The organism is Gardnerella sp. DNF01180P (genome assembly GCF_049244205.1).
GTDB classification, from domain to species: domain Bacteria; phylum Actinomycetota; class Actinomycetes; order Actinomycetales; family Bifidobacteriaceae; genus Bifidobacterium; species Bifidobacterium swidsinskii.
Window position 1 is genome coordinate 977,648 of sequence record NZ_CP058386.1, and the last position, 24,738, is coordinate 1,002,385.

The 24,738-nt window shown below is 39.0% G+C and carries 17 protein-coding genes; 4 read left to right on the forward strand and 13 right to left on the reverse strand.

Annotated features, from left to right (window positions below; all coding sequences use genetic code 11):
• Nucleotides 1-14: 14 nt before the first annotated feature.
• Entirely contained in the window at nucleotides 15-1,067 is a 1,053-nt protein-coding gene (locus tag HXT40_RS03815; RefSeq protein WP_004111395.1) for an ABC transporter substrate-binding protein, read from the reverse strand.
• 308 nt (nucleotides 1,068-1,375) lie between these two features.
• Here HXT40_RS03815 and HXT40_RS03820 point away from each other — a divergent pair, with 308 nt between their 5' ends.
• Complete coding sequence (locus HXT40_RS03820) at nucleotides 1,376-2,167, forward strand: ABC transporter permease (RefSeq protein WP_064621639.1); 792 nt, start codon at nucleotides 1,376-1,378, stop codon at nucleotides 2,165-2,167.
• Nucleotides 2,168-2,267: 100 nt separating this feature from the next.
• Here HXT40_RS03820 and HXT40_RS03825 read toward each other — a convergent pair whose 3' ends face one another.
• The 4 genes from HXT40_RS03825 to HXT40_RS03840 form a co-directional block, all read right to left on the reverse strand.
• Entirely contained in the window at nucleotides 2,268-5,318 is a 3,051-nt protein-coding gene (locus HXT40_RS03825) for a UPF0182 family protein (RefSeq protein WP_421777166.1), read from the reverse strand.
• Complete coding sequence (locus tag HXT40_RS03830) at nucleotides 5,315-5,506, reverse strand: hypothetical protein (protein ID WP_004111390.1); 192 nt, start codon at nucleotides 5,504-5,506, stop codon at nucleotides 5,315-5,317. The genes HXT40_RS03825 and HXT40_RS03830 overlap by 4 nt, the downstream gene beginning before the upstream one ends.
• A 133-nt stretch (nucleotides 5,507-5,639) precedes the next feature.
• Nucleotides 5,640-6,929: a uracil-xanthine permease family protein gene (locus HXT40_RS03835; protein WP_004119362.1), complete on the reverse strand. Its 1,290-nt coding sequence runs from the start codon at nucleotides 6,927-6,929 to the stop codon at nucleotides 5,640-5,642.
• Nucleotides 6,930-7,268: 339 nt separating this feature from the next.
• A complete protein-coding gene (locus tag HXT40_RS03840) occupies nucleotides 7,269-7,634 on the reverse strand; it encodes a DUF488 domain-containing protein (RefSeq protein WP_101892149.1) in 366 nt (121 codons plus the stop codon).
• Nucleotides 7,635-7,855: 221 nt separating this feature from the next.
• Between HXT40_RS03840 and HXT40_RS03845 the strand changes: the two genes are divergently transcribed.
• Nucleotides 7,856-8,917, forward strand: a complete 1,062-nt coding sequence (locus tag HXT40_RS03845) for a YeiH family protein (RefSeq protein ID WP_421777167.1) — start codon at nucleotides 7,856-7,858, stop codon at nucleotides 8,915-8,917.
• Between the two features lie 102 nt (nucleotides 8,918-9,019).
• On the opposite strand, the gene HXT40_RS03850 is transcribed toward HXT40_RS03845, so the two are convergent.
• The 4 genes from HXT40_RS03850 to HXT40_RS03865 form a co-directional block, all read right to left on the reverse strand.
• Nucleotides 9,020-9,805 carry a L,D-transpeptidase gene (locus HXT40_RS03850; protein ID WP_033888752.1) on the reverse strand — a complete coding sequence of 262 codons (786 nt, stop codon included), beginning with the start codon at nucleotides 9,803-9,805 and terminating at the stop codon, nucleotides 9,020-9,022.
• 146 nt (nucleotides 9,806-9,951) lie between these two features.
• Nucleotides 9,952-11,040, reverse strand: coding sequence for a redox-regulated ATPase YchF (gene ychF, locus HXT40_RS03855; protein ID WP_421777168.1), 1,089 nt, complete (start codon nucleotides 11,038-11,040; stop codon nucleotides 9,952-9,954).
• A 54-nt stretch (nucleotides 11,041-11,094) separates the two neighbouring features.
• Nucleotides 11,095-11,898 (reverse strand): pyrroline-5-carboxylate reductase, encoded by an 804-nt coding sequence (gene proC / locus HXT40_RS03860; protein WP_410310458.1) that lies wholly within the window; start codon nucleotides 11,896-11,898, stop codon nucleotides 11,095-11,097.
• A gap of 126 nt (nucleotides 11,899-12,024) precedes the next feature.
• Nucleotides 12,025-13,407, reverse strand: a complete 1,383-nt coding sequence (locus HXT40_RS03865) for an alpha/beta fold hydrolase (protein ID WP_116440600.1) — start codon at nucleotides 13,405-13,407, stop codon at nucleotides 12,025-12,027.
• 117 nt (nucleotides 13,408-13,524) lie between these two features.
• Between HXT40_RS03865 and HXT40_RS03870 the strand changes: the two genes are divergently transcribed.
• Both HXT40_RS03870 and HXT40_RS03875 read left to right on the forward strand, forming a co-directional pair.
• A complete protein-coding gene (locus tag HXT40_RS03870) occupies nucleotides 13,525-16,074 on the forward strand; it encodes a sensor histidine kinase (RefSeq protein ID WP_102703037.1) in 2,550 nt (849 codons plus the stop codon).
• 12 nt (nucleotides 16,075-16,086) lie between these two features.
• Nucleotides 16,087-16,860 carry a response regulator gene (locus HXT40_RS03875; RefSeq protein ID WP_410310459.1) on the forward strand — a complete coding sequence of 258 codons (774 nt, stop codon included), beginning with the start codon at nucleotides 16,087-16,089 and terminating at the stop codon, nucleotides 16,858-16,860.
• 83 nt (nucleotides 16,861-16,943) lie between these two features.
• On the opposite strand, the gene HXT40_RS03880 is transcribed toward HXT40_RS03875, so the two are convergent.
• The 4 genes from HXT40_RS03880 to HXT40_RS03895 all read right to left on the reverse strand — a co-directional run bounded on the left by HXT40_RS03880 (nucleotide 16,944) and on the right by HXT40_RS03895 (nucleotide 24,425).
• A complete protein-coding gene (locus HXT40_RS03880) occupies nucleotides 16,944-18,899 on the reverse strand; it encodes a chromosome partitioning protein ParA (RefSeq protein WP_410310460.1) in 1,956 nt (651 codons plus the stop codon).
• Between the two features lie 383 nt (nucleotides 18,900-19,282).
• Nucleotides 19,283-21,976 (reverse strand): ABC transporter permease, encoded by a 2,694-nt coding sequence (locus tag HXT40_RS03885; RefSeq protein ID WP_102703034.1) that lies wholly within the window; start codon nucleotides 21,974-21,976, stop codon nucleotides 19,283-19,285.
• 17 nt (nucleotides 21,977-21,993) lie between these two features.
• On the reverse strand, nucleotides 21,994-22,833 hold the full coding sequence (locus tag HXT40_RS03890; protein WP_082915503.1) for an ABC transporter ATP-binding protein: 840 nt from the start codon (nucleotides 22,831-22,833) through the stop codon (nucleotides 21,994-21,996).
• Between the two features lie 269 nt (nucleotides 22,834-23,102).
• Nucleotides 23,103-24,425, reverse strand: a complete 1,323-nt coding sequence (locus HXT40_RS03895) for an O-acetylhomoserine aminocarboxypropyltransferase/cysteine synthase family protein (RefSeq protein WP_102703033.1) — start codon at nucleotides 24,423-24,425, stop codon at nucleotides 23,103-23,105.
• Between the last annotated feature and the right edge of the window lie 313 nt (nucleotides 24,426-24,738).

Below are 24,738 nucleotides of genomic sequence, written 5' to 3' on the forward strand. Positions count from 1 at the left end.
AGTCATTATGTTATTTATTTCAAAAATTCGTCAGTAGACAATTCTTTTGCTTGCGGAGTTTTATGAGTTACTTTGCCTTTAGAATCAGTGTAAGCACCTTCCTTACTTAAGAAGTTAAAGTAAGCTTGAGCGCCTTTAACATCAGTGGTTCCGAACACAAATTTTCCGCTCTTAATATCCGCGCGATTGCCCCAATATTGACCGTCAACAATCATCTTCATGCTACGCTGAACAAACTTTATGTCGAGATTAGCATCTTTTGCTTCTTTCACAAGAATTTCAGAAGCCTCATCAGGATGTTCATAAGCATACTCATATCCGCGCTTTGCAGCTTTAACAAATGCTCGAACAAGCTTAGGGTCTTTAGCTACAGTACGCTTATTTGCGATTATTCCAATAGTATCTGGCTGACCTGGTACACCGTAGTCGCCCTCCATGAAGCAGCGAAGCTTTGGCCCAAACATTTCAGACTGTACACCTTCCCAAGTGCCGTAGAAACCACCAAAATCAGCTTTGCCAGATTCAAGAGTTCTAAAAGTTGAAGTTCCAACAGTCACTTTGTCGAACTTACCTTGACCACCATCGTGTTGAATCATCCTACGAATTACAGCATCACCTTCAGCTGAACCAAAAGTTGCAAAAGTACGACCATCAAAATCTTTTGGAGAATGAATTTTATTGTTCGAAGCAAGTGAACACCAAATAGCACTTGGCTTTTGCTGAACTTGCATAACTTGCTCAAGATTTGCTCCCTTTGTTGAAAAATCAGCAGCATTTGTCAAAGTACTAAGAGCAAAATCAGCAACACCACTATCAACTGCGTGTTCCGAACCAGTCTGAGCAACAGCAAGTATATTGACATCTAATCCAGCATCTTTAAACCATCCTTTATGCTTAGCAACATAAATACCAATATGATTAGTATCCGGTGCCCAAAATAGCATAAACGACACTTTACGAAGATTTGCATTCTTACTACTACTTGCAGATCCACATGCCGAGAAAGAAAATACGCAGCACGCAGAAAGAACAAACGCAAGAGTACGCTTTACAATACGCATATTCATGAGTTCCCTACTTTGTTTCTTGTACCGTTCTTCTGGGAAAGTGACACGAACTCGGCAGAAAACGGTAACAAAGGGCCTAGCTCGCGCCGTTCAATGCCCCTGCGCAGATTCAACCTGCTACAGTTTGCCACACATTGACTCACGAAACATTTAGATTATGCACGGTTAAAGAGACAAATAAAAATCATGTACACTATTAAATTCACAGAAGTTGTGCGCTTCTAATAGAATGTACATGCTATTTGTAGTCTTAAATAATTCGGTTGGGGCAGCAATCGAAGTCATTTACAGAAAGGAATCGAGTTTTCATGACGCAATCGCGTTTTAAACGTATGCTAATTAAATATCTGCCAACTGTATTTTCTGTAATAGTTTTACTTGTTTTTTGGCAGTACGCATGCGAATATTATAAAATTTCGGAAAATTTGATTCCAACACCATCTTCAATTGCTCAATCAACAGCTGACTCTTTGCCAACTCTATTACCTGCAGCATTAATTACAACACAAGAAACAGTTATCGGTTTTTCTATTGCAATAGTAGTTGGAATTCTTTTAGGTGTTATTTTCCATGTTTGTAAGCTTGTTAAATCTGCTTTATTCCCGCTTTTATGCGCAGCGCAAACTATGCCATTAATTTCTATTGCGCCAATTTTTTTGATTTGGTTTGGTTTTGAAATATCTGGAAAAATTGTAATCGTAATGGTTTTCAGCATGTTCCCTATTGCTGTGCAAACTATACGAGGTCTTGACGCTGTTCCAAGTTTTTATACAGATGTTGCTTTAACTTGTGGAGCAAGTAGAACTTGGACTTTGTGGCATGTTAAATTAAGGGTTGCAGCTCGCCAGATTTTTGGTGGCATACGCATTAGTGCAGCTTATGTTTTTGGAACTGCTTCAACTGCAGAATATTTGGGAGCTAAAGATGGGCTAGGAATTTGGCTTCAATTCGCTTATAACTCATTTAGAACACCACTTATTTTTTCTGCAACAATAGTAATAATAATTCTTACTGCGCTTCTTATGTGCATCGTTAACGTTTGTGAAAGAATTCTGCTTGGCTCAGCAGACGAAGATGAGGATCCAGATAACCAATTGTGAAATGAATTAAAACAGCCCATGTGAGCTACAAAAGTAACGAAAATAACGTAACATTCGCTACTTTTGTAACTCACAAACTGATATATTAACGAAAACCTACTTACTTACCTGATTCTTCTTTCATTGCTTCATTAATAGCATCGCTCAACTCTTTTTGTGCCTTTCCGTAAGCTTCCCAGTTTCCGGATCGCATAGCAGAATCAGAATCTTTTAATGCTTGAGCCGCACGTTTAAGCGCTTCTTTAGCTTTTTGGCTCATAGAATGAGATTTTTCTGAATTCGTAGACTCATTTTCCTTAGAAGTACCTTCTTTAGAATCAGCATCCTTAGATTCATTATTTTCAGCAGCATTGTTTGAAGAAGAATTATTAGAAGCATCTCCAGCCAAAGCGCCTGAGTTTCCGCCAAATACTTGATTAAGTGCTTCATCTAACGTATCTGCAAATCCAACTTGATCTCCAAACGCAACTAACACCTTCTTAAGCAAAGGATAGCTAGTAGAACCGCTAGATTGCACATAAACAGGCTCTACATAAACCAGCCCACCGCCAAGAGGCAATGTAATCAAATTGCCGCGCTTAACTTTAGTAGAACCGGATTCAAGCAAATTCAATTCTTTAGAAACATTTGCATTAGCGTTGAAATTATTCTGAGCTTGACCAGGTCCTGGAACATTAGATATCTTAGGTAATTCTTGCAAACGAATCTTACCGTAATTTGGACCAATCTTTCCAGGAGTATCCCCCGCATCTGAATCAACAGACAAGAAACCAGTTAATATTTCACGAGTACTTTTACCTGCCGGAATATAAGTAGAAACAAGCGAAAATACTGGTTTCTTTGCGTCTCCAGTTTGCAAAGTCAAATAGTATGGAGGTTGCAAAATATCTTCTTTTTGTGCTTTTTGAGATTCAGTTGGATCAACAGGAATCTGCCAGAAGTCTTCTCCAGAGAAGAATTGGCTTGCTGTATCGACGTGATACTTTGCTAATAAGTGACGTTGAACTTTAAACAAGCTTTCTGGGTAACGCAAATGCTTCATCAAATCGCCAGAAATCTTAGAAATGTCATGATAATGACCTGGGAAAATTGAACGCCATGCTTTAATCACAGGGTCTTTCGTATCCCACACATACAAATCAACAGATCCATCATAAGCATCAACTGTAGCTTTCACAGAATTACGAATGTAGTTTGCGCGCTGATTTGTCAACCCTTTAATAGAATGAGAAGTTGTTGTTGTGGAATCTTGAGTTACCTTACCAAAATCAGTCATTTGAGAATAAGGGTAAGAATCAGAAGTAGTATAGCCATCAACAATCCACTTAACGCGACCATCTACTACTGCAGGATAAACTCGACCATCCAAAGTTAAGTAAGGAGCAACCTTAGACACGCGTGTCTTAGGATCACGATCATACAAAATTTGAGATTTAGAAGTCACACGGTCAGAAAAAAGAATCTGATCAGACTCAAATCTAATTGCATGCAAAAGTTTAGAGAAGAAGTTTCCTAAACTTGGACCACCATTGCCTTTGAAAGTAGTTAAAGCACCTTGAGAGCCAGTCGGATAATCAAATTCCCATGGAGATGTCCCTTTTGGAGAACCAACGATAGAATACTTAGGAGCATTTGGTGAGAAGTAAATACGCGGTTCATACTTTTGTGACTTAGTAAGTTTGCCTTGAGCAGGAATACCATACTCCATAAATTGTGGCTGTCCATCTGTTGTTACTTTATTTCCGTAAGCTGCAACAATTCCATAGCCATGCGTATAAACTGTATGATCATTAACCCAGTTTCGATTATCGTTGCCAGCTAAATCAAGCTCGCGCGCAGCAATAACCGTATCTTGACTTACACCGTCAATATCGTATTTATCAACTGAAAGCGTATCTGCGAAAGTGTAATATTGCTTCGATTGCTGCAATTGACGGAACGTTGGAGACGTAACTTGTGGATCTAACAAACGAATTTGCGCAGTTGACTCTGCTTCTTTTGATAATGCACCTGATTTACCTTTAGAAGTAGCGTTATACGATTCTTTCTTTACGTTATTTAGCCCGTAAGCAAACTTTGTTGCATCGATATTACGCTGAATATAAGTAGCTTCCAATTCCTGAGCATTAGGAGCAACTTTAAATCGCTGCACAAGTGCCGGCCAAGCGAAAGATATAACAATTGAGCAAACAATCATAAAAGCTAAAGCAATAATTGGTGTTTTCCATGCCTTAATTGCTGTTTTAAAACGCACTGAAATTGGTGCTTCTACAGATAAAGCATGAGATTTCATAAACCAAAATGCAATAACAGAACCAACTAACACTGTTATCACTGCCATTGCTATGCTTCCAGGAACACCAGCATTCATGTCAGTGTATGAGCCGCCTGTAATTCGAGATCCATCAAGAGTTACTAAAGCGAACATGTCTAAAATCTGTTGAAGTGCCCATGTCAAAATCACAAGCATAAACCATACAGAAATTTGTCTACGTGCTCGTTTTGTAATACTTAATATGCCTTTACCATCGATAGGCATACTAAAACGAATTGCTCCCATAAGAATGTGCGTAATAATAGAGAAAACAAGAGATATTACCAATAAAAGCACAAATGCGCTTATAAATAACCTTAATCCTGGAAGCACAAATACATAGAAGCCATTGTCAATTCCAAATTGCGGATCTTTAATGCCAAAAGGTTGGGCGTTAAACATTAACAAAATTTGCGCCCAATGATTGTAGAATTTAAATCCAAATACTGCGCCTACAATCAATGAAAAAATTCCTGCAACATGCAAAGCAAGCTTTGAACTAATTCCCTGCTTTAAATCAATAACATTGCCTTTAATTCGAATATAAGTTCCATCTGCATTGCTTGGACGCGCTTTTATTGCCAAAGCTGCAGACAAGTATCCAAAAGCAGACATTAATATTGCATAAAGCACCCAAACGCCCACTTTTGCTGCAAGCTGAATCCAAATAACACTTTCAAATCCAAGCTGCGAATACCACATGCAATCAGTTATGAACCTTGCGAGAGCAAATATTGCAGCTACAGCAAACGCGACAATTAACACTACTATCGCAAGAATCCACCTCCACTTTTTTGCAGTATAAGTAAATTTTGCAAAATTCAGATTAACTTTCATAGAACAATTTCTTTCATTCTTAAGCTTATTGTTGTTATCTTTCTCATCATCATTGAGAATATAGTCTGTACATTTTTGTTACTTTTATTGCTCGCACTGCTCTTACTATTTTTATTATTTTTAGCCATATATGCACCAGCAACAACCCACATAATGCCAATAATTACTTCTATGATGAGCTTCAACATAAGGTTAATGATACTATACTAATTATTCCCAATCTATATATTATGTAATCAAAATTAATTACAAAAAGCGCACCCGCAAGTTAATGCGAACGCGCTTAAAGCGATTAAATTAAATCAAATTGGAGTATTTAAGCTAGGCAACATCAGGATCATCTTTAGCAATCGTACCAGTAAGCTTTCCAATAGCCTTCAGTAAGTGGTATACAACCAACACCACAACGGTTCCGATTGCAATACCGTTGAACTGAATTCCAGAAATAGCGAACTGGAAGTTAGCAATACCAATAATCATAACGATTGCAGCAATCATAATATTTACTGGCTTATCGAAGTTAACTTTGTTTTCTACCCAGATTCTTACGCCAATCATGCCAATCATGCCGTAAAGCAAAGTGGTCACGCCACCAAGAACACCAGCTGGGATTGAATTTACAACAGCGCCAAACTTTGGGCAAAGGCTCAATATAAAAGCAAAAGCTGCAGCACACCAATAAGCTGCAGTAGAATAAACCTTTGTTGCAGCCATAACACCGATATTTTCACCGTACGTGGTGGTACCACAGCCGCCAAATAAACCAGCAATAGCTGTACCAAAACCATCTGCGAATAATGCAGTTCCAATCTTAGAGTCATAGTCGCGACCAGTCATTTGAGCTACAGACTTTACGTGACCAACATTTTCTGCAATGAGAACAAGTACTACCGGCAAGAACATAAGTAGAACAGAGAAATCAACTTGTGGCGTGTGGAATTTAGGAAAACCAATCCAAGAAGCTTCTTCAATCTTTTTAAAATCGACTTGACCTTGGAAGCATGCATAAGCGTAACCAACGAGAACACCTAAAAGAATATTTAAACGACCAAGAAGACCGCGAAATACTACAGCAATAAGCATTACAGCAACTAATGTCACAAGAGCTGTATCTGGAGCTTTCTGGAAGTTAGTCCAAACTGCAGGTCCTAAATTAAAACCAATAATTGCAACGATTGCACCGTTTACAACAGGTGGCATAATAATGTCAATCCACTTAGCTCCTGCAAAATGTACAAGCACACCTATAAGAGCAAGAAGCAAACCTGTGCACATAATGCCAAAGCTTGCAACTGCAATACCTTTATGAGCTGTTGTTACAGCCATAACAGGTGCTATAAGACCAAAAGAGCTTCCCAGATAACTAGGAAGCTTATTTGCGTTAATAAGTAAGAACAGTGCTGTAGAGATAGCAGTGAACATCAATGTTGTTGATGGATCAAAGCCCGTAAGAATAGGCACCAAGAACGTAGCACCAAACATTGCAATAACATGCTGAGCACCAATTCCAGCAGTACGAGTCCAAGTCAAACGCTCGTCTGGCTCTACAACTTCACCAGGCTTTAACGTTTTGCCATTACCGTGAAGCTGCCACGTGAATAATGAATTCATTTCTTCTCCTTGCAAAAACAAGCTATGCAAAATGTTGTGTAAAACAAGTGTCGCTAAAAAAACAAGCACTCATTGAGCGCTGGGATGGCAGCTTCTGGGAGGTCCATTGCACCACCGACCCATATGCCAAAGGGACATTCTAATGTCGCAAAACGAAAGTGTCGAGCATAAGAAAAAAATTACAGTTTTGTTTTTTATTTTTGTTGGAATATCAAGCAAGGTCGGCGTGTTGAAAAGAATGCAATGAACACCAACGAAAGTTGATACTTACTAACTTATGTTTATAAAATAATTAAAGTTAGGCAAAGTTAAACAATCGCAAAATTAGTAAACACATACTCAAGCAAGTAATTTTTGTAAATATTCTTGCAAAACTAATGCGTGATTTACTTTTGGATTTTTTGCAGCATACAACAAAGTTATAGTTTGATACTTATTAAACAAATCCATAATCACACCAACAGCTTCATGATTTGAATCAAGTTCTTCAACATAACGATGTGAAAATTCTTCAAAATGCTCCGGGTCATGATTAAACCACTTGCGTAACTGCGAAGTAGGAGCAATATCTTTAAGCCATTTGTCAATATGAGCATATTCTTTGCTTATACCACGCGGCCAAAGTCTATCAACCAAGACTCTCACACCATCATCTTCACTAACCGTTTCATACACACGCTTAATCTTCACAGTGCACTTGTTCATAAAATCTCCTTTATACGTTTACCATAATCGCAGCTTTATTTATTTTTTCAAGGAATTATTTACTAGCAAAAGATATCTGCGATATAAATTGAGTTATTATGTTCGATTATGTGATTTTATGTCGGCGTGTCGCGTTTATTTGCAGCAAAATTATATAAAATTTGCTTAATTTTTTTAATTTATGTTCGTTTTTGTCCGATTATGGGAGAATACTTGGCTAAATGGTTAATTTCTTTGATACATGGAAAAAGAAAATCTGCACCATCGATATGGCTCTTATTGCTGTATTGACACTTCTAGCTTCCTTTATTGGCAGCTGGCTTAAGCAGTACCCAGGTTTCCAATTACTTGGTGCTCTTATTATTGCGTTGCTTGTTGGCATGGCTCTGCAGCTGCCATTGCACGTGTACAGAATGAATAATGATTCAAGGCGAGCAGGCGTTAAAAGCGCTGCTGGTTTGATTGCAAACAAACTTCTTCGCCTAGGTATTATTCTCCTCGGATTTAAGCTGAATTTGCATGATTTGTTTACCAAGGGCATTAAATGCTTGCCTATTGCAGCTGTGTTAGTTGCAATAATGGTTTGCGTAACTTATAACATTGCTAAACTCTTGAAAGTAAATCCTCAGCTTGCAATGCTTACAGCAGGAGGCACAAGTATTTGTGGAGCTGCTGCAGTTATGGGTCTTTCTGGCTCAATGCCAGTTCTTCCAGAAGAGGAAGATGAGAAAGAACAGAACGAAGTTATGGCTGTTGCAACAGTTGCAATTATGGGCACTATTTACGCTCTTGCTGAAATCTTCATCCTGCCTAACTTTGGCATGACTAAGCAGCAGCTTGGCATTACAGCAGGTGCATCACTTCACGAAATTGCACATGCTGTTGCAGCTGGCGGAGCGTTCAATAGTATCGATGTTGCAACAATCATGAAGCTCTCGCGAGTTCTTATGCTCGTTCCAGCCTCCATCTTTATTGCAATTTGGTGGAATGCTCGTCATAGCAAAGTTGAAAATGGCGGAAAGCATAAGATTAGCTTCCCATGGTTTATGCTTGGCTTTATTGCAGCATCTGTTATTGGAACTTACGTTCCTTTCGTAGCAGCACACGCATCAACTCTTGTAGAAGCAGGATACGTTTTCCTTGGCATGGCTATGGCTGCACTTGGAATTAACGTAAACTTCCGAGCCATTTTCAAGCAAGGTCGCGCAGCATTTGCAGCAAGCTTCCTAGCTTCTATTGTTTTAGTTGCTTTGGCTTATGCAGCTGCAGTACTGTTCTTCTAAATAAAACATTACAAAATAGTTTTGCTTAACAAATGAGGGTCTTCGTTTGAAGACCCTCATTTTATATTCTCGATAATTTATTTTCGTGTATTCTTGAAAAATCTATCTAATATGCACAGCCGTTCCATCAGGAATATTTTTATAAAACCATTTGGCATCCGCAACACTTAAACGCACACAGCCATGCGATGCAGGCTTTCCAAGCTTCATGCCTTCCGACGGAATATATTCACCAAAGTTGTAGCGCGTTGGAACCGAATGGAATAAGTATTCTCCACCAATAAAACCAACCCAATAATCAGCACCAACTTTTTCCTCATGATTAAAGAAATGTTTTCCGCGCATATTAATGTGATAATCACCATGAGGAGTGGAATCATCCATTCCAGAACTCATAATCATTGTATATACAGTTTTACCATTGGCAAGAATATGCACTCGTTGCTTTTTTAAGTCCACATTAACTTTTAAGTCAGAAACTTTAACCCCTGAAAGATTTGGATATTCACCACCAGTAGGATGTTTCCAAAAAACATGATTAACCGTTGATTTATCTAACTTTTGTTTGCAATATTTATCGAAATATTTTTCAAACGACTTATTATCAGCAACCTCATTGTCTTTATTACCAAGATTGTCACTATAAGCATTTTTTTCGCGCTGAATTAATACAGAATTCTGCAATTTTGCGCTGTATCTAGACGAGTAAGAAACCATATTAACAGTTTCGAAAATAATAAAGCACAACCATGCAATCAGCAAAGAAGCTAATAAAACAGAAGACGTAATACGAGCAGCTTTAGAGCTTCTCCTCCACCAGTTGCGCATTTTCGCAGCAATGCGAATGCACTTTTTAATGTCATTCATTATGTTACGAATAAACTGCATTATGTCTCCTATATAAATGCAAAAGCGTTGCATCCAATAGTTTAGCAGGAAATTATTAGATGCAACGCGCAAAAAGCAATATTTTTCACTTATTAATTCAGCAATATTAAATATGAATCATACTGCTTTTATTTTCGCAAACAATCTCATACGTTGAACTTAAATTCAACAATATCGCCGTCTTGCATCACATAGTCGCGACCTTCAAGACGAAGCTTTCCTTCTTCCTTAATTTTTGCCATAGAACCGTCAGCAGCAACAAAATCATCATATGACACAATTTCTGCCTTAATAAATCCACGCTCAAAATCAGTGTGAATCACACCAGCAGCTTGTGGAGCAGTCCAGCCTTTATGAATCTGCCAGGCGTGAACTTCCTTAACACCGGCAGTTAAATAGGTTTGAAGACCTAAAATATCGAATCCTACGCGAGCAAGCTGATCCAAACCAGATTCCTTCAAACCAGCATCTTCAAGCATTTCACGAGCATCTGCTTCGTCGAGCTCAGTAAGTTCGGACTCAAATTGAGCATTAAGGAATATTGCTTTTGCAGGAGCGACAGATGCAGAAAGTTTAGACTTTAAATCTTCATCAGCCAACTCCGAATCATCCACGTTAAACACGTAAATAAATGGCTTAGCAGTGAGCAAGTGCAAATCATACACGTCGTTTTTATCAATAAGCTTTTCGTTATGAGCCTGGTCAATAGTTTTGCCAGATTCAAGAATTTCCTTAGCTTTATTTACAGCGTCTACGTATTCTTGCGTAACTTTCTTACCGCGCAAATCTTTTTCAAGCTTTGGCAAAGCATTATCAATAGTTTGCATATCGGCAAGAATTAGCTCAGTATTAATCGTGTCAATATCGTCAGCAGGATCTACTTTTCCGTTAACATGCACAATATCGTCGTCATTAAACGCGCGAACAACTTCGCAAATAGCGTCTGCTTCGCGAATATTAGCAAGGAACTTATTGCCCAAGCCTTCACCCTCGGAGACACCCTTAACAATTCCTGCAATATCAACGAAAGTAACTGTTGCTGGAACAATCTTTTCAGTATTAACTAATTTAGCTAAAACTGGAAGACGATGATCCGGAAGCGGAACAATACCAGTATTAGGCTCAATAGTTGCAAACGGATAATTCTCCGCCAAAACGTTGTTGCGAGTTAAAGCATTAAACATAGTGGACTTACCAACGTTTGGCAATCCAACAATTCCAATAGTTAAAGACATATTTACCTAGTTTAGACCAGCGCCGGGAAAGCCGACACAACTTGATTTTATTTACTATTTATTTTCAATAGCATCAACTGCAGCAATCACATCTCCCCTAAATCCGCGAGATTCTAGCTCAGCAACGCCACGAATAGTTGTTCCTCCAGGAGAGCACACTGCATCTTTCATAATCCCTGGATGAGTGCGCGAATCTATATATAACGCACCTACTCCTTCAATCATTTTTGCAGCCAAACGGTAAGCACAATCACGTTGCAAACCATATTTCACACCAGCATCGCCCAACGCTTCCATATACATTGCTGTAAAAGCTGGAGCACAGCTAGAAATACACATTGCAATATTCATATGATCACTATTCACTCGCTCTACCAAAGAAATTGGCTCAAATAAAGCACTAAACATTGAAAGTTGACTATCACTAAGCGTATGAGTAGTTTCAGCTAAAGTCACGCCTTGGCAGACCGCAATAGGAGTATTCGGAATAATGCACTGAACATGAGCATTCTTGCCAAGCAGTTCCATGTAACGCTCAAGCGTCCAACCGGCTGCAACGGAAATAACAGCAATACCTCGTTCATTAATAACTTCACAAATTGGCTTAAGCACTTCAGCAACCTGATACGGCTTTACAGCAATAATAATCACATCACTTGCTTCACACACTTCTTGAGCAGTACGCATAGCGCGAGCGCCAATTAGTGAAGTATTACGCTCGAGTTTTTCAAAATTATGCGCGCACGCAACAATATTTTCACCTTGCAATACTCCTGCATTCAGCGCACCTTTAGCGATTGCTTGTGCCATATTGCCATAGCCTATAAAACCAACAGTTCCAGATACACAAGTACCCATACATGACTCCCTTTAGCGCATTGATAAAACAGTAGTGCACTCATTACTAAGCAAACAGATGTATAGCATAGCAAAGAGTGCACTATAATCATTGCGCATATTAAAATTATTACCTTTGTATACGGCTTATCTCTTGTAAATTCCCTCTAAATCGCCGCGATTCAACGCCTCATCAAACAAATGACGGAAAACAATATCTCCATGTAAACCATCATGCTCAAACTCGTTCGTCGTCCAATAGTGAGAGTTGGCAATATGAGAAAGAGTGTCAAGCTGAAGACCAGAATCAACATACATGTCATCAAAGTAAACTGCAGATTGCAATGGAACTTCGTTATTAGCAAGTTGATCTTGATCGTAAATTTTGCCAAACTGCTTATCTTTCATCAAGCAGTCAACAGCTGGAAGGAATGGTTGCAAAGCAAGCTCTTGATCATACATCCAAGGAAACATTGCTTCGCCAGTGAAAAGAAGAGGACGAGCAGAACCAGAAAACTCTGGCATAGTTTCTCGAACCTGTTGAGCAGCCCACAAAATTGGGTGTTCCAATTCACCGTCAGCATAAATAAATTCTTGCAGCGGCCAATAAAGTGGACTAGAAGCTGTAGAATCCATGACACCGTACACAAATTCGTCACTTAAGCTACCTGCAGAAGCTCCTCCGCCGTGCTTAAATGCTTTCAAGGAACCATCACCATCTGCAAACGCAGAATCAAGAAGCCAGTGCACTCGCTCAAAACTTGGTTTCATACCAAAGGAAGAGCCCAACATTTGGAATCGTTCAACCGTAAGCTTCTCGCCATTTGGAAGCGCAACATCACCTTGCGCAATACGATCTGCAATAGCAGCAGCACGAGCAACATCCTGCGGATAACGCTCATAGAATTGCTCCGTTTTTCGAGCCATGCGTGGGAAAGTATGCTCGTATACTTCACGCGCATTTGCTGGAACATGAGGAATACCACCAGTTGTAAAGCTTGCAATCAAGCCTTGTGGGAAAAGCGACAAATAAGTAAGCGTTAAGAATCCGCCATAACTTTGCCCTAAAGAAACCCACGGCTTAGCATCAAACTCAGTAAGACGCAAATGCTCAAAATCACGAATAATAGAGTCAGCCAAGAAACGCTTTAAATACCATGCTTGTCGCTCAACGCTTACACCGTCATCTGCCATGCGCTTCATAGTTGAAGCGTCCACTCTTGAAGAACGCCCAACACCACGCTGATCCGGCAAGACTACGCGAAAATGTTTAATAGCTTCTTGAATCCAACCATCACTAGAAGGCGAAAGTGGTCGCGGACACTGCCCACCAGGACCTCCTTGCAAAAATACTAACAAAGGCAAATTATCATGTACATGCTCAGGAGCACAAACTACTCTACAAAACAATCGAATTGTTTCACCTTTAATAGCACCACCAGGAGTGTTTCCTTCCCAATCAAGCGGCACGTCAATTGCGCGTTCTTCGATATGCAATCCCGGAACATAATAGCTTGTAAGTAATGCCATATTAATACTGCCTTTCTGTACTCGCGTGCTACATTGCAACTACAAATTACACACTCTTATATAAATCATACTCAAGTTCGATTGTTCTATAAAGTGCTATGCACTAGCCTAGTAATTATGAAAGTACCTAATATGTTTCAAAGTGTTATACAGTGCTTACGAAAAGAGCTCTCATTAAACGACATATTATGGGGTATCATTCCATTTATTCTTTTTATACTTTCAAGCGATAGATATAGTATAAGCTATGTTGACGGTTTTTTGACACAAAGTTCTCTGATTACAGTAACGCTTATAAATATTGTTGTTGCACTACTACTTTCAGTACGAAAACTATGGCCTGAACAAACGGCTACTATTTTTATTGTTATTTGCATTGTGCAAGTAATCTTTGGTCCTACTCAACTTTTTGCTGATTTCTTTGGTTTCGTACTGCTTGTTAACGCTATTGCGCGAGGAAATCCAGAACATTCAAAAGCTTTTGTTATTGCATCTTACGTAACAACCGTATTATCTTGCGCATTAATATCGTGGAATGTTGTAATGGGACCAATATATGGCAATAATCATTCGAAATCTAGTTATACTTGCAGTGTACGAAATATAGATAGCAGCAATATAAAAAATTGCGTTTCAAATATACTTAATTTTGCAATTCCTTCAATAATTTTTGCGATTATTACTACCACTATTACGGTTATTATTGGCTACTGGCAGCGCACTCACGTGCATACTATTCAACTTTTACAAGATCACAATAATTCTATTCGCGCATACCGCAAAAAAGCTCAGCATATTGCTGTTACTGCAGAACGCGCAAGAATTGCCAGAGATATGCACGATATTGTTGCTCACACGCTTTCTATTATTATTGTGCAAGCAGATGGTGGTCGTTATGCAGCAACCAAAGATATTTCGCTTGCTAAAAAAACAATGCATATTATTAAAAACGAAGCCGAGCGAGCCGTTCACGATATGCGCCGACTTCTAGAAGCTTTAACAGACGCTCCATCGGGTCAATTGGACTTCAATCACGTGCCTTCTCTTATTGAGCAAGCAAAAATTGCATCTCCTAAAAATATTTTTTGGCACACTGTTGATGGCATAAATTCTCAAAATAGGCTTAACGCGGACGCACAAACCGTTGCATACCGCGTTGTTCAGGAGTCTCTTACTAATATTCGAAAGCATGCAGGAGATGGCATTAAAATAAACATTCACGAACAGTGGAAGAACCAAGGCTTAACACTAAAAATTACAAATGAAATAAACAAGCTAGAAGCTAATCAAGAGCAAAATAGCGGTGCGTCACATAAAAACGGTTATGGTTTGATTGGCATGAAAGAGCGAATTGAAAATCTTCACGGAACGCTTGATTATGGAAAAATGAATGATGGAACGTTTAGTATTGTTGCTTTTATTCCATATTCCTACAGCGCAGACCAGTCAAACAGTACTGCTTCTGTATTAAATAGTATTCATAACGTTACTCATAAGAATGCAAAAGTTAATAATCAAGCAGAAGCACAAACAAAACCGGAAAATGCAAACGTTTCAACATCATCGGAAGTTTCGACAAACGTTTTGCCATACGTTTTACCAGAAGCAAATACTTCAAAAAATAGGATTGAGAAAGTATCACAATGGTTTGAACAACATTGGCTTATTGGAGACATTATTTATGCATCACCTTGGGTTGTTATGATGCTCTTTCTGCCAACCTACGATTTTATTGTTGGAGTTGGAATGTCTTCACAATATTCCAACTCGCTTTCATTACAAATACTTTATAAAGTATTTACTCTTACAACCATGGTGCCATTCATGTTTCGCAGAAAAGCTCCAACCGCATGCGCAATTGTTGCAGCAGTATTTTCTGCAATACAGCTTATACTCTTGCCGAATATTTTATTCGCTAATTTTTTCATACCAAATATTATTTACGCTGCTGTGCTCTACGGTAAAAAACGCGCATGGCAATGGGTTAGCGCAGTAGTGCTTGCCGAATCTGCTATTTTCGCCGTAAAAATTGGTATTTCATCAAAAAATATTCCACAAACTGAAACTCCAATACGATTCTTTACATCAAATATTGCCACAACCAATTTTTATGACTTTATGCAATTTGCGTCCGTTGGATTAGTTTTTGGTTTTATAGTTGCGTTAATTTGTTTTGCGGCCATTGCATTTGCTTATTCCCGCAGAAACGATGACAATAATTTGCTGATTCTAAAAGCGCGCAGAACAGAATTAGAGCAAGAGCAAAAACAGCTAGAAGTACTTGCAGCTAACGCAGAAAGGCAACGACTTAGCTCAAATATTCAGCAAAAAGTTGCTATTACATTGCATAAAGTAATCGATGCCGCAAATAGCGGAATTGATATGCTAAATAAATACGAAAAAACAAATAGCAATGCAGAAAATCGAAAGTTATCAGAACCAAAGCAATCACAGGAACAAAGTGAAGAAATTAGTAAAGCCTTTAAAAATATTGGAGATGAAGGTCGTTCGGCACTGAAATATATGCGAAAATTGCTTGGAGTTTTGCGAGAAACAGGTTCAAGCGTTCATTCAGCAAATAATGCTGCGAATGTAACTGAGATTGCTATTCGCCCTGCTGCCCCACTTGATGAGCAAATTCAACACAACGCATTAAATAAGCAATAGTAAGTTGATACTATGGAAAATATGGAAAACAATGAAGTAATTCGCGTTGCAATAGCAGACGATCAGGAGCTTGTGCGAGCAGGATTTGCGATGGTAATAAATTCGCAGCAAGATATGCACGTTGTATCTCAGGCTTCTAATGGATCACAAATTGTGGAGCTTTCTAAAAGCCAAAATCCAGACATTATTCTTATGGACGTTCGCATGCCTGTAATGGACGGATTGGAAGCAACTCGCAAAATTCTGCAGCAAAAAACTAACGAAAATACTAAAATTATTATTCTAACAACTTTTGATTTAGATGAATATGTTATGGCTGCAATTCATGCTGGTGCTTCCGGGTTCCTTTTGAAAGATACTGAACCTGAAACTTTGCTTAATTCAATACGAACAGTGTATCAAGGAAACGCAATTATTGCTCCGACTGCTACGAAGCGTTTGATTGAAAATATGATTCAGCAAGGCAAAGTAGCAACAAATACTACAGAAAACAGTGCTGCGAATTACACTGCACAAGTAAGTTACGACGTACAAGCAAATCCGGCTGCGCAAGAAACACAAAGTTGCGCGTACACAAATTCAGCTATTACAGAACTTACTGATAGAGAACGCGAAGTTCTTGTTGAAATTGCTCACGGACTTTCAAATCAGGAAATTGCTGACAAACTATTTATTAGCTTACCAACAGTTAAAACTCATGTTGCGCATATTTTAGGAAAAATCGGTGCTCGAGACCGCGTGCAGGCTGTAGTTTTCGCTTACGAAAATGGCTTAGTTAAGTCGTAAGCATATAAAAATGCGGCTATTTATGCATAGACACAAATAGCCGCAAATTCAGATTATCAACGTACCGAGTAGTTTTTTATAATTTATGCTCTCGGAAGGCGACGGTGACGCATAACAGTAACGCCGGCAGCAGCAGCTCCAGAAATGGTTAGCACACCCAAAACACCCAGCATTATAGTGCCAAGCATATTGCCAGAAGACTTGTTCTCGGCTGTAGCACTAGCTTGAGCTTGTGGCTTATTGCTTTCAACAGGAGTCTTTTCTTCAACTTCCTCAGTTTCACCATTATTATCTTCAGGCTTCTTCGAGTTTTCTTCTGAAACTTGAGATTCAGTTGACTTGTTTGTTTTTGAAGTATTGTCTGGCGGAGTCACAGACGAAGAAGAAGTATTAGCAGCAGCTGGAGCATGAGATGCAGCTGCGGAAGAAACACTTTTAACCAATTCAGCAGCTGGAGTTACTGCCTTCTGAGTATTTGCAACAGTAGGATTTTCTGCAGGTGCTACAGGAACTACAGGTGCAGAAGGCGTTGCAGGAGCTGAATTATCTTCAACCTGAACTGCTGGCACTACTGGGGTAGCAGGAACAACAGAAGCAGGTGGCATAGCTGGAGCTTTAATAGACGGAGCTGGAATCTTAGATTCAGGCACTGTAGGAACTGGAGCAGTTACTTTCGGAGCAGATGCTTCAGGAGGTACAGGTACTGGAGCAACATGCTCTTTAGATTCAGAATCAGAAGGTACTGGAGCAACAGGATTAGTCTGTTTTTCAGATTCTTTGGCATTATTATTACCATCAGAGCTGCTACCACTTTGCTGATTCTTTTGAACTTTTTCCTGTTCCAATTGAGCTTTGAGGGCAGCAACTTTAACTCTAGCTTCCTCAAGATTCTTTTCTGCGTCCTTTAAAGAATCCTCAGCTTTCTTCTTTAAATCACTTTTCTCAGTTTTCTGCTGAATCTGATTGTTTTTAAATGTTTTAGCGCCTTCAAAGCCATTTCTTAATGATTTAATTTTTTCATCTAGTTTCTTTTTGTCGTCAACTAACTTATAGTTCTCAATAATATTATTAAGAAGCTTTGTTTCAGACTCTGCTTTCTTTACTTCAGAATCTTTACTGTTAGAAGCTTCAAGCTTACTGGCTACATTTTTCTTAGACTCATCAATTTGATCTTTAATCTTTTTAAGTTCTTCATCTGCTTTTTCAAATTCTTGCTTTGCTGTTGTGAAAAGAGTCTCTAATTCGTTCAAAGCTCTTTCTTTATCAGCAACAAGTTTCTTATTTTCTTCAACTTTTTTGCTAAGCGAAACTTGATCATTAGAGACTTTTCTAAACTGGTCCGCTAGAGAATAAATATTACCGGCATCGTTTTGATCAACTTTTTCTAACGCAGTTTCTAATTCACTGATTTTTGTATCATACTCTTTAATTTGAGCAGAATCGCTTGCAATAGATTCCTTAAGATTATCTACTTCTTTGTGAAGATTTGAAATCTGTGATTCATATTGTTTTATGTTAGCTGCAGCTCTTTCTTTTGTTTGACTTTTTTCTTCTTCGTCACTTTGCAAAGCATCAAGAGCTAATTTTGCATTATCATATTGCTCTTTTAAAAGTTCATATGCGGCTTTTAATCCAATAAGTTCGTTATCCTTTTCTTCTTTGGATTTTTCAAATTCTGCAATTTTTACTTTTGCAGCTTCGGAATCCATTTTCAATGCATTTTCAGCTTCTAACAGTTCCTTTCCCTTATCTTTCTCAACGTTTTCAAATCTTTTTTCAGTTTCAGAGATTTTATTTAAAAGATCGTCAAATTCTGCAACTTTTTTCTTATACTCTTCAATTTGAGCTTCTAATTGCTGAACCTGCTCTTCAGCTTTTTCAATTGCTTCTTCAGTAGATGCTTTTGCAGTCACCTCTGTTTGAGCTTGCGTATTTTGTACAACCTCAGCAGCTTCTTGCGCCCATGCTGGCATTGGACCTTGCAGGAACAAAACAAATCCTGCGATTGCTGCGGCAGATTTTTTCTTGACCGTTACCATATTTGTTACTCCTTGCTCGTAGCGGCCTTCATGTCTAACTTATGTCAGCAGTCATTTTGAGCATAACAAAGAAATAAATACATTTTCAATGCCATTTATTCGGAATATTTCCGATAAAACTTGTCATGATGAATAATAATCGTATTATTTTTGAATATTACTAATAAAAAATGCTCTTTTTTTACATAATATTATGCTAGTCGCATAATTATACGCACGTTTTAATAAAAAAATAATAACAATATTACAAATTTTTTCAGAGTGTCGAAAAAGCCTAAGAAAAAGATAATGCCGATAAGTAAAATTTACATACCGGCACTATCTCTATTTTTTCTGCAACTTAACTTCTACAGACTATCTTTTCACATATGTTCTTACGAAATTTAGTCCTCCGCGAGCGCAACTACTGGCGAAGACTTCACTGCTCTACGAGCTGGAAGCACGCTGGAAAGAAGCGCTGCAAGCAAAGCGATGAGAGCAAGAACCGCGTAAATAGTCCAATCAACTACAAACGGAACTTTGCCAATTGTGCTAAACACCATGTAGGATCCAATCCACCCAAACGCTGTTCCAACAATCAAGCCTGAAACAGTGCTTGTTAAGGAAATCAACGTTGCTTCCAATGCAAGAGACCTTCTAACCTGTCCCCTTGTCATGCCGATTGCGCGCAAAGTTGCAGATTCTTTGGTTCGCTCAATAACAGACAAGCTTAATGTGTTTGCAACACCTATTAAAGCAATCACAACAGCTACTGCTATTAAGCCAACAAGCGCCATCATCATTGCGTCGATAGTACTCTCCCACTTTGCTCGCTCAAACACGCTTCCAGTAGACATAACCTCCGCATAACTAGATGTAACATTTCGAATGTTTTTAGCAATATCTACAAGATTAGCTTTGCTAGAGTCTACCGAAATGAGCAAAATATGCGTTGTAGGCTTAAGGTAGTTATTGAAGTAGGATTTGCTCACAAAAGCAGTATTATTTGAATACACACCAACATTTCGATACGTCTTAAACTGAACTTGCTTTACAGTAATGCTCTTATCGTTATTACTAGAGTCTGTATTCATGCCAGTAAATGGCGTAATATTATCACTGTCTGTTTCACCAGAACTGTACTTTTCTACATAAGCCTGCAGATTAAGACTTCCTTTTTTAAGATCAAAAGGCTCTCCACCTTCATCATTAAACTTAGGCAAAAGCACAGAATCTTTGTTTATATTAACGCCATCAAGGTCAGTGTGCATTACATTTCTAAGTTGATTTACATTATCAACTCCAGCTGCCATAGCGTACTCAGTTTTGCCCTTAGCGTTCTTAAAAGTCATAGGAACTGCAGGAAGCAACTCAGTATGCTTTATTCCACTAATCTTTGAAATATCTGCAGCTAAAGACTCATCAACATTCTTGCCTTGAATAATAATGTCAACACTGTAACGGTCATCAACAACACCTTTAAGAGTTGCTTTACCGCACATTGCGCCAGTTACTACTGTTGAAACAAGCGTTACTCCAATAAGCAAAGCTGTTCCAGTTGCTGCAACTCTTCTAGGGTTTCGTTGCACGTTTGCGTTAGCAACTTTAGAAGCAGGCCCACAAAGTGCCATAACTGCGCCAGTTGCCTTCATAGCAAACGGCATCCAGAATGTTGCTGTAATAATAATTCCAATAAACACAAGCGCGCATCCAAAAACTGCTCCAATCAAAGTCCTCCAAGAGTCAGCACCAGCATTAGGTGACTGCTGAGCAATCATGCTTGCCAAAGAAGTAGAACTTAAAGCCGTAAATAAAATACCTACAACAATAAATAGAACGCCAAAAACAGCGCGAATAATGCTTGCACGCTTATCTTTCATCAAATCCATTGGTCGCAACGCTTCCATAGGCGTTACTTTTGTAGCAGATCGCGCAGCACCCATAGATGCAAGAACTGTTACAATCGCGCCAATTACTATTGGCCACACAATCGCCGGAAGTGAAACAATCAAAGGAATTTTAGATAATGGTCCAGAATTAATATTCACGTTACTAATTGCGCCCATAAATCCGATTGCGCAAAGCACGCCAATAGCCGCAGAAATAACTCCAAGTATTGCAGCTTCAAGCAAAACTGCTGTATAAAGCTGATGCGATTGTGCACCGATTACGCGCAAAAGCGCAAGAGTGCGTCTGCGTTGAGCAACCAAAACTTGGAATGTGTTTGCTATAACAAGCGAAGAAATAAGCAACGCTAGAACACCAAACGATAGCAAGAACATAGTCACAAAATTTGTGCCGTTTGACACACTTCGAACAGCTCTTACACCAACTTCATGCCTAGACATAAGAGAAAATTGCTCTGGAAGCAAAGCGTTAATCTTAGGAGATAAATCGTTTATTTTAGATTCATCAATACTCATGTATACTTTGCTTTGCACAACTTGATTGTCAAAATTTTTAAGATTGTTGAGTTTTGCACAAAAATCATTCGTTATGCCACCAAGATACGTGCCGCGATTTGAAATTGGTATTTGAGAATGTTCTCCATCGTCAACAAGACCAACCACACGAACATCGTATGATTTTTCTTTATTTCCGCCAGCTTCATCTACTTTAACCAAGGTTATAGTATCGCCAATATTTGCATGTATGGATTTAGCAATACTTTTAATAAGCGTAATTTCGCCTATTTTTTGCGGATCTCTACCTTCTGTTGATTTATACACAGGAAGATTTCCATACAAACCACTAGACCAAGCAATACTTGTAACTGATTTATCACCTTTTTCTACTCCTACAAGCGCAGTCGCATCGTCACTACGAATACCGTTGACACCAGGCATCTTCGATATTTCGTCTAAATGAAGGTCTTTATAATGAATTCCACTATTCGGAGAACTGTTAGAGCTTTTAGCTGAGATTGCATAATTTGCGCTATGGAATTCTTCCGTTGCATTGCGAACCATCAAGTCGTCAACACTGTTTACAAAAAGCAAAGTAGCGCTCATAAACATGCTGCCTATAAGAATTGCAATTCCAGAGGCGATTAGCATGCGCACGCTTTTACGCATAAGTTTTAGCGCGATTTTCCACATTCTAACTTCACCACCTTTTATTGCAATTGAGCAGACTGATTACTAATACCAGCCTCGCTGCGTTCCATAAGCATCTTGCTCATACCTTCCGCAGTAGGATTTTGCACATCTTCAACGATTTGGCCATCTGCAAACACGATTGCTCGATCCGCGTAAGAGGCTGCAACAGCGTCGTGAGTAACCATAATCACAGTTTGACCAAGCTCAGTTACGGACTTCTTCAAGAAATGCAAAACTTCTGAGCTGGAAGCAGAGTCAAGATTTCCGGTAGGCTCGTCTGCAAAAACTACGGAAGGCTTAGAGATTAAAGCTCGAGCAATCGCAACGCGTTGGCGCTGACCTCCAGAAAGCTCAGCAGGCCTATGCTTTAAGCGATTTTGCAAGCCAAGAGTATTAACCAAAGTATTAAACCATTGCTTATCTGGCTTTTTGCCTGCCAAAGTAAGAGGCATAAGAATATTTTGCTCAGCACTAAACATTGGAAGAAGATTAAAACTTTGGAAAATAAATCCAACCATTTCGCGTCGCATAAGCGTAAGCTGCTTATCGCTCATGCCTGTAATATCTAGGCCATCTACCAAAACTTTTCCAGAATTAACGCTGTCAAGACCAGCCAAAGAGTGCATTAAAGTTGACTTTCCGGAACCAGAAGGACCCATAATCGCCGTAAACTTGCCGCGTTCAAAACTTACGCTTACATCTCGCAAAGCGTGAACAATGCCTGCACCCTTGCCAAAATCTTTAACAACATGCAAAGCTGCAACCGCAGTCTCACCAATCAAATTTTGATTAAAATCTGCTCTAAAATCTAAAGCATTTTCTTGCTCATATGAGCTTGTTTCGTACGGACTGTTCATAACTGCTCCTTTTCTTAAAAAGTAGTAATCGCATAGTTATCTATTGCTAATACTTAAATTTACGGAAAAATACAGCTGATTACCATCGTACGTAAGGCGGAAATTATTGAGAAAAAATCAGCATCTCATCCTAAAGTATGATGCACAAATTTACAAAATGTATAAAAATCGGAGCACATACAAATACAATATGCGCTCCGAATAAAACGATAATGGATCTTCAGGAATATTTTTAATTAATAATTTTTGCTTTGCTTTCTCTTTTCTATTTAAGCAAGTCCTGCTTTACGAACTGCATCAAACCCGCGCTGTAAATCAGCAAGAATATCGTCAATATGTTCAGTTCCAATAGACAAACGAATAGTGCCTTCATGAATGCCTTGATCTTCCAATTCTTCAGGAGTTTCCTGAGAGTGCGTAGTAGATGCAGGATGAATAACCAATGACTTCACGTCAGCAACATTTGCAAGCAATGAGAAAAGCTGTAAATTGTCAATAAATACGCGAGCTGCATCCCTTCCACCTTTAATATCAAACGTAAAAATAGAGCCTCCACCATTCGGGAAGTAACGCTTATAAAGCTCGTGATCAGAACGACCTTCAATAGAAGGATGACTTACAGATTCAACCTCTGGCACAGTTTGCAAATATTGAACAACCTTCAACGCATTATCAACGTGACGCTCAACACGCAAGCTCAAGGTTTCCGTGCCTTGCAAAAGCAAGAATGCTGCAAATGGGCTAATGCAAGCACCAGTATCGCGCAAAATAATCGCACGAATACGCGTCACAAAAGCCACAGGTCCTAAAGCTTCATAGAAGTTCAAACCGTGGTAACTTGGGTCAGCTTCTGTAAGAGTTGGGAATTTTCCAGGGACTTTAGCCCAATCAAAATTGCCGCCTTCAACAATAATGCCACCAAGAGTTGTACCATGACCACCAATAAATTTCGTAGCAGACTCAACTACAATATCTGCACCATGCTCAAGCGGACGGAAAAGATATGGAGTTGCAAAAGTGTTGTCAACAAAAACAGGAATGTTGTGTCGATGCGCAATCTCTGAAATAGCCTCAAAATCAGGCAAATCAGCATTAGGATTACCAAAAGTTTCAAAGTACACAAGCTTTGTATTTGGTTGAATAGCATCCTCGAAGTTTTGAGGATTCTTAGGATCGACAAAAGTAGTTGTTACACCATCTCGAGGAAGAGTGTGACGAAGAAGGTTATAAGTTCCACCATACACATTCTTTGAAGACACGATGTGATCGCCCTGCTGCGTAATGTTACGAATAGCATAGTCGACAGCGGCCGCGCCAGAAGCAACAGCCAAAGCTGCAGTACCACCTTCAAGAGCTGCAATTCTGCGCTCAAAAACATCTTGAGTAGAATTCGTTAAACGACCATAAATGTTTCCAGCGTCACGCAAATCAAAACGAGCTGCAGCATGGTCAAAATCATGGAATACGTAGCTTGTTGTTTGATAAATAGGAACTGCACGAGAATCAGTTGCCGGATCCGCCTGCTCTTGACCTACATGCAATTGCAAGGTCTCAAAATGATACTTTCCTTGCGTTTCTTCAATATCGCTCATAATACCCCTCCAGTTTTGCGACTTTTTAAACAGTAGATTAGTTTGCTTCAGTTTACTTTGCGCATCCGCTTACTTTTCCGTTTTCTGTTTACATATTTATTTAAGTGATAACGACAATATGCCACTATGGTTCATTCGTACATACCTGCGGTTATCAAAATTAGCTATAACGAATTAACAGTTTGCAAAAAATAGCGAAATTTGTTTTAGAAAAATACAGAAAATATACTGAATTTCTAATACAACACGCCGTATACAGCTTTTATCCACAATGCTTAAAAAATCTGGATTACTGCTCAATAAGCACAGAAAA

What these genes read in the sequence shown, in the direction of transcription:
- HXT40_RS03850 (WP_033888752.1), bottom strand. Translation starts at nt 9,805, where the DNA reads ATGCAGTTTATTCGTAACATAATGAATGACATTAAAAAGTGCATTCGC.
- proC (WP_410310458.1), bottom strand. Translation starts at nt 11,898, where the DNA reads ATGGGTACTTGTGTATCTGGAACTGTTGGTTTTATAGGCTATGGCAAT.
- HXT40_RS03865 (WP_116440600.1), bottom strand. Translation starts at nt 13,407, where the DNA reads ATGGCATTACTTACAAGCTATTATGTTCCGGGATTGCATATCGAAGAA.
- HXT40_RS03835 (WP_004119362.1), bottom strand. Translation starts at nt 6,929, where the DNA reads ATGAATTCATTATTCACGTGGCAGCTTCACGGTAATGGCAAAACGTTA.
- HXT40_RS03880 (WP_410310460.1), bottom strand. Translation starts at nt 18,899, where the DNA reads ATGGTAACGGTCAAGAAAAAATCTGCCGCAGCAATCGCAGGATTTGTT.
- HXT40_RS03875 (WP_410310459.1), top strand. Translation starts at nt 16,087, where the DNA reads ATGGAAAATATGGAAAACAATGAAGTAATTCGCGTTGCAATAGCAGAC.
- HXT40_RS03840 (WP_101892149.1), bottom strand. Translation starts at nt 7,634, where the DNA reads ATGAACAAGTGCACTGTGAAGATTAAGCGTGTGTATGAAACGGTTAGT.
- HXT40_RS03820 (WP_064621639.1), top strand. Translation starts at nt 1,376, where the DNA reads ATGACGCAATCGCGTTTTAAACGTATGCTAATTAAATATCTGCCAACT.
- HXT40_RS03815 (WP_004111395.1), bottom strand. Translation starts at nt 1,067, where the DNA reads ATGAATATGCGTATTGTAAAGCGTACTCTTGCGTTTGTTCTTTCTGCG.
- HXT40_RS03885 (WP_102703034.1), bottom strand. Translation starts at nt 21,976, where the DNA reads ATGTGGAAAATCGCGCTAAAACTTATGCGTAAAAGCGTGCGCATGCTA.
- HXT40_RS03870 (WP_102703037.1), top strand. Translation starts at nt 13,525, where the DNA reads ATGAAAGTACCTAATATGTTTCAAAGTGTTATACAGTGCTTACGAAAA.
- HXT40_RS03825 (WP_421777166.1), bottom strand. Translation starts at nt 5,318, where the DNA reads ATGAAAGTTAATCTGAATTTTGCAAAATTTACTTATACTGCAAAAAAG.
- HXT40_RS03830 (WP_004111390.1), bottom strand. Translation starts at nt 5,506, where the DNA reads ATGTTGAAGCTCATCATAGAAGTAATTATTGGCATTATGTGGGTTGTT.
- HXT40_RS03895 (WP_102703033.1), bottom strand. Translation starts at nt 24,425, where the DNA reads ATGAGCGATATTGAAGAAACGCAAGGAAAGTATCATTTTGAGACCTTG.
- HXT40_RS03845 (WP_421777167.1), top strand. Translation starts at nt 7,856, where the DNA reads ATGGTTAATTTCTTTGATACATGGAAAAAGAAAATCTGCACCATCGAT.
- ychF (WP_421777168.1), bottom strand. Translation starts at nt 11,040, where the DNA reads ATGTCTTTAACTATTGGAATTGTTGGATTGCCAAACGTTGGTAAGTCC.
- HXT40_RS03890 (WP_082915503.1), bottom strand. Translation starts at nt 22,833, where the DNA reads ATGAACAGTCCGTACGAAACAAGCTCATATGAGCAAGAAAATGCTTTA.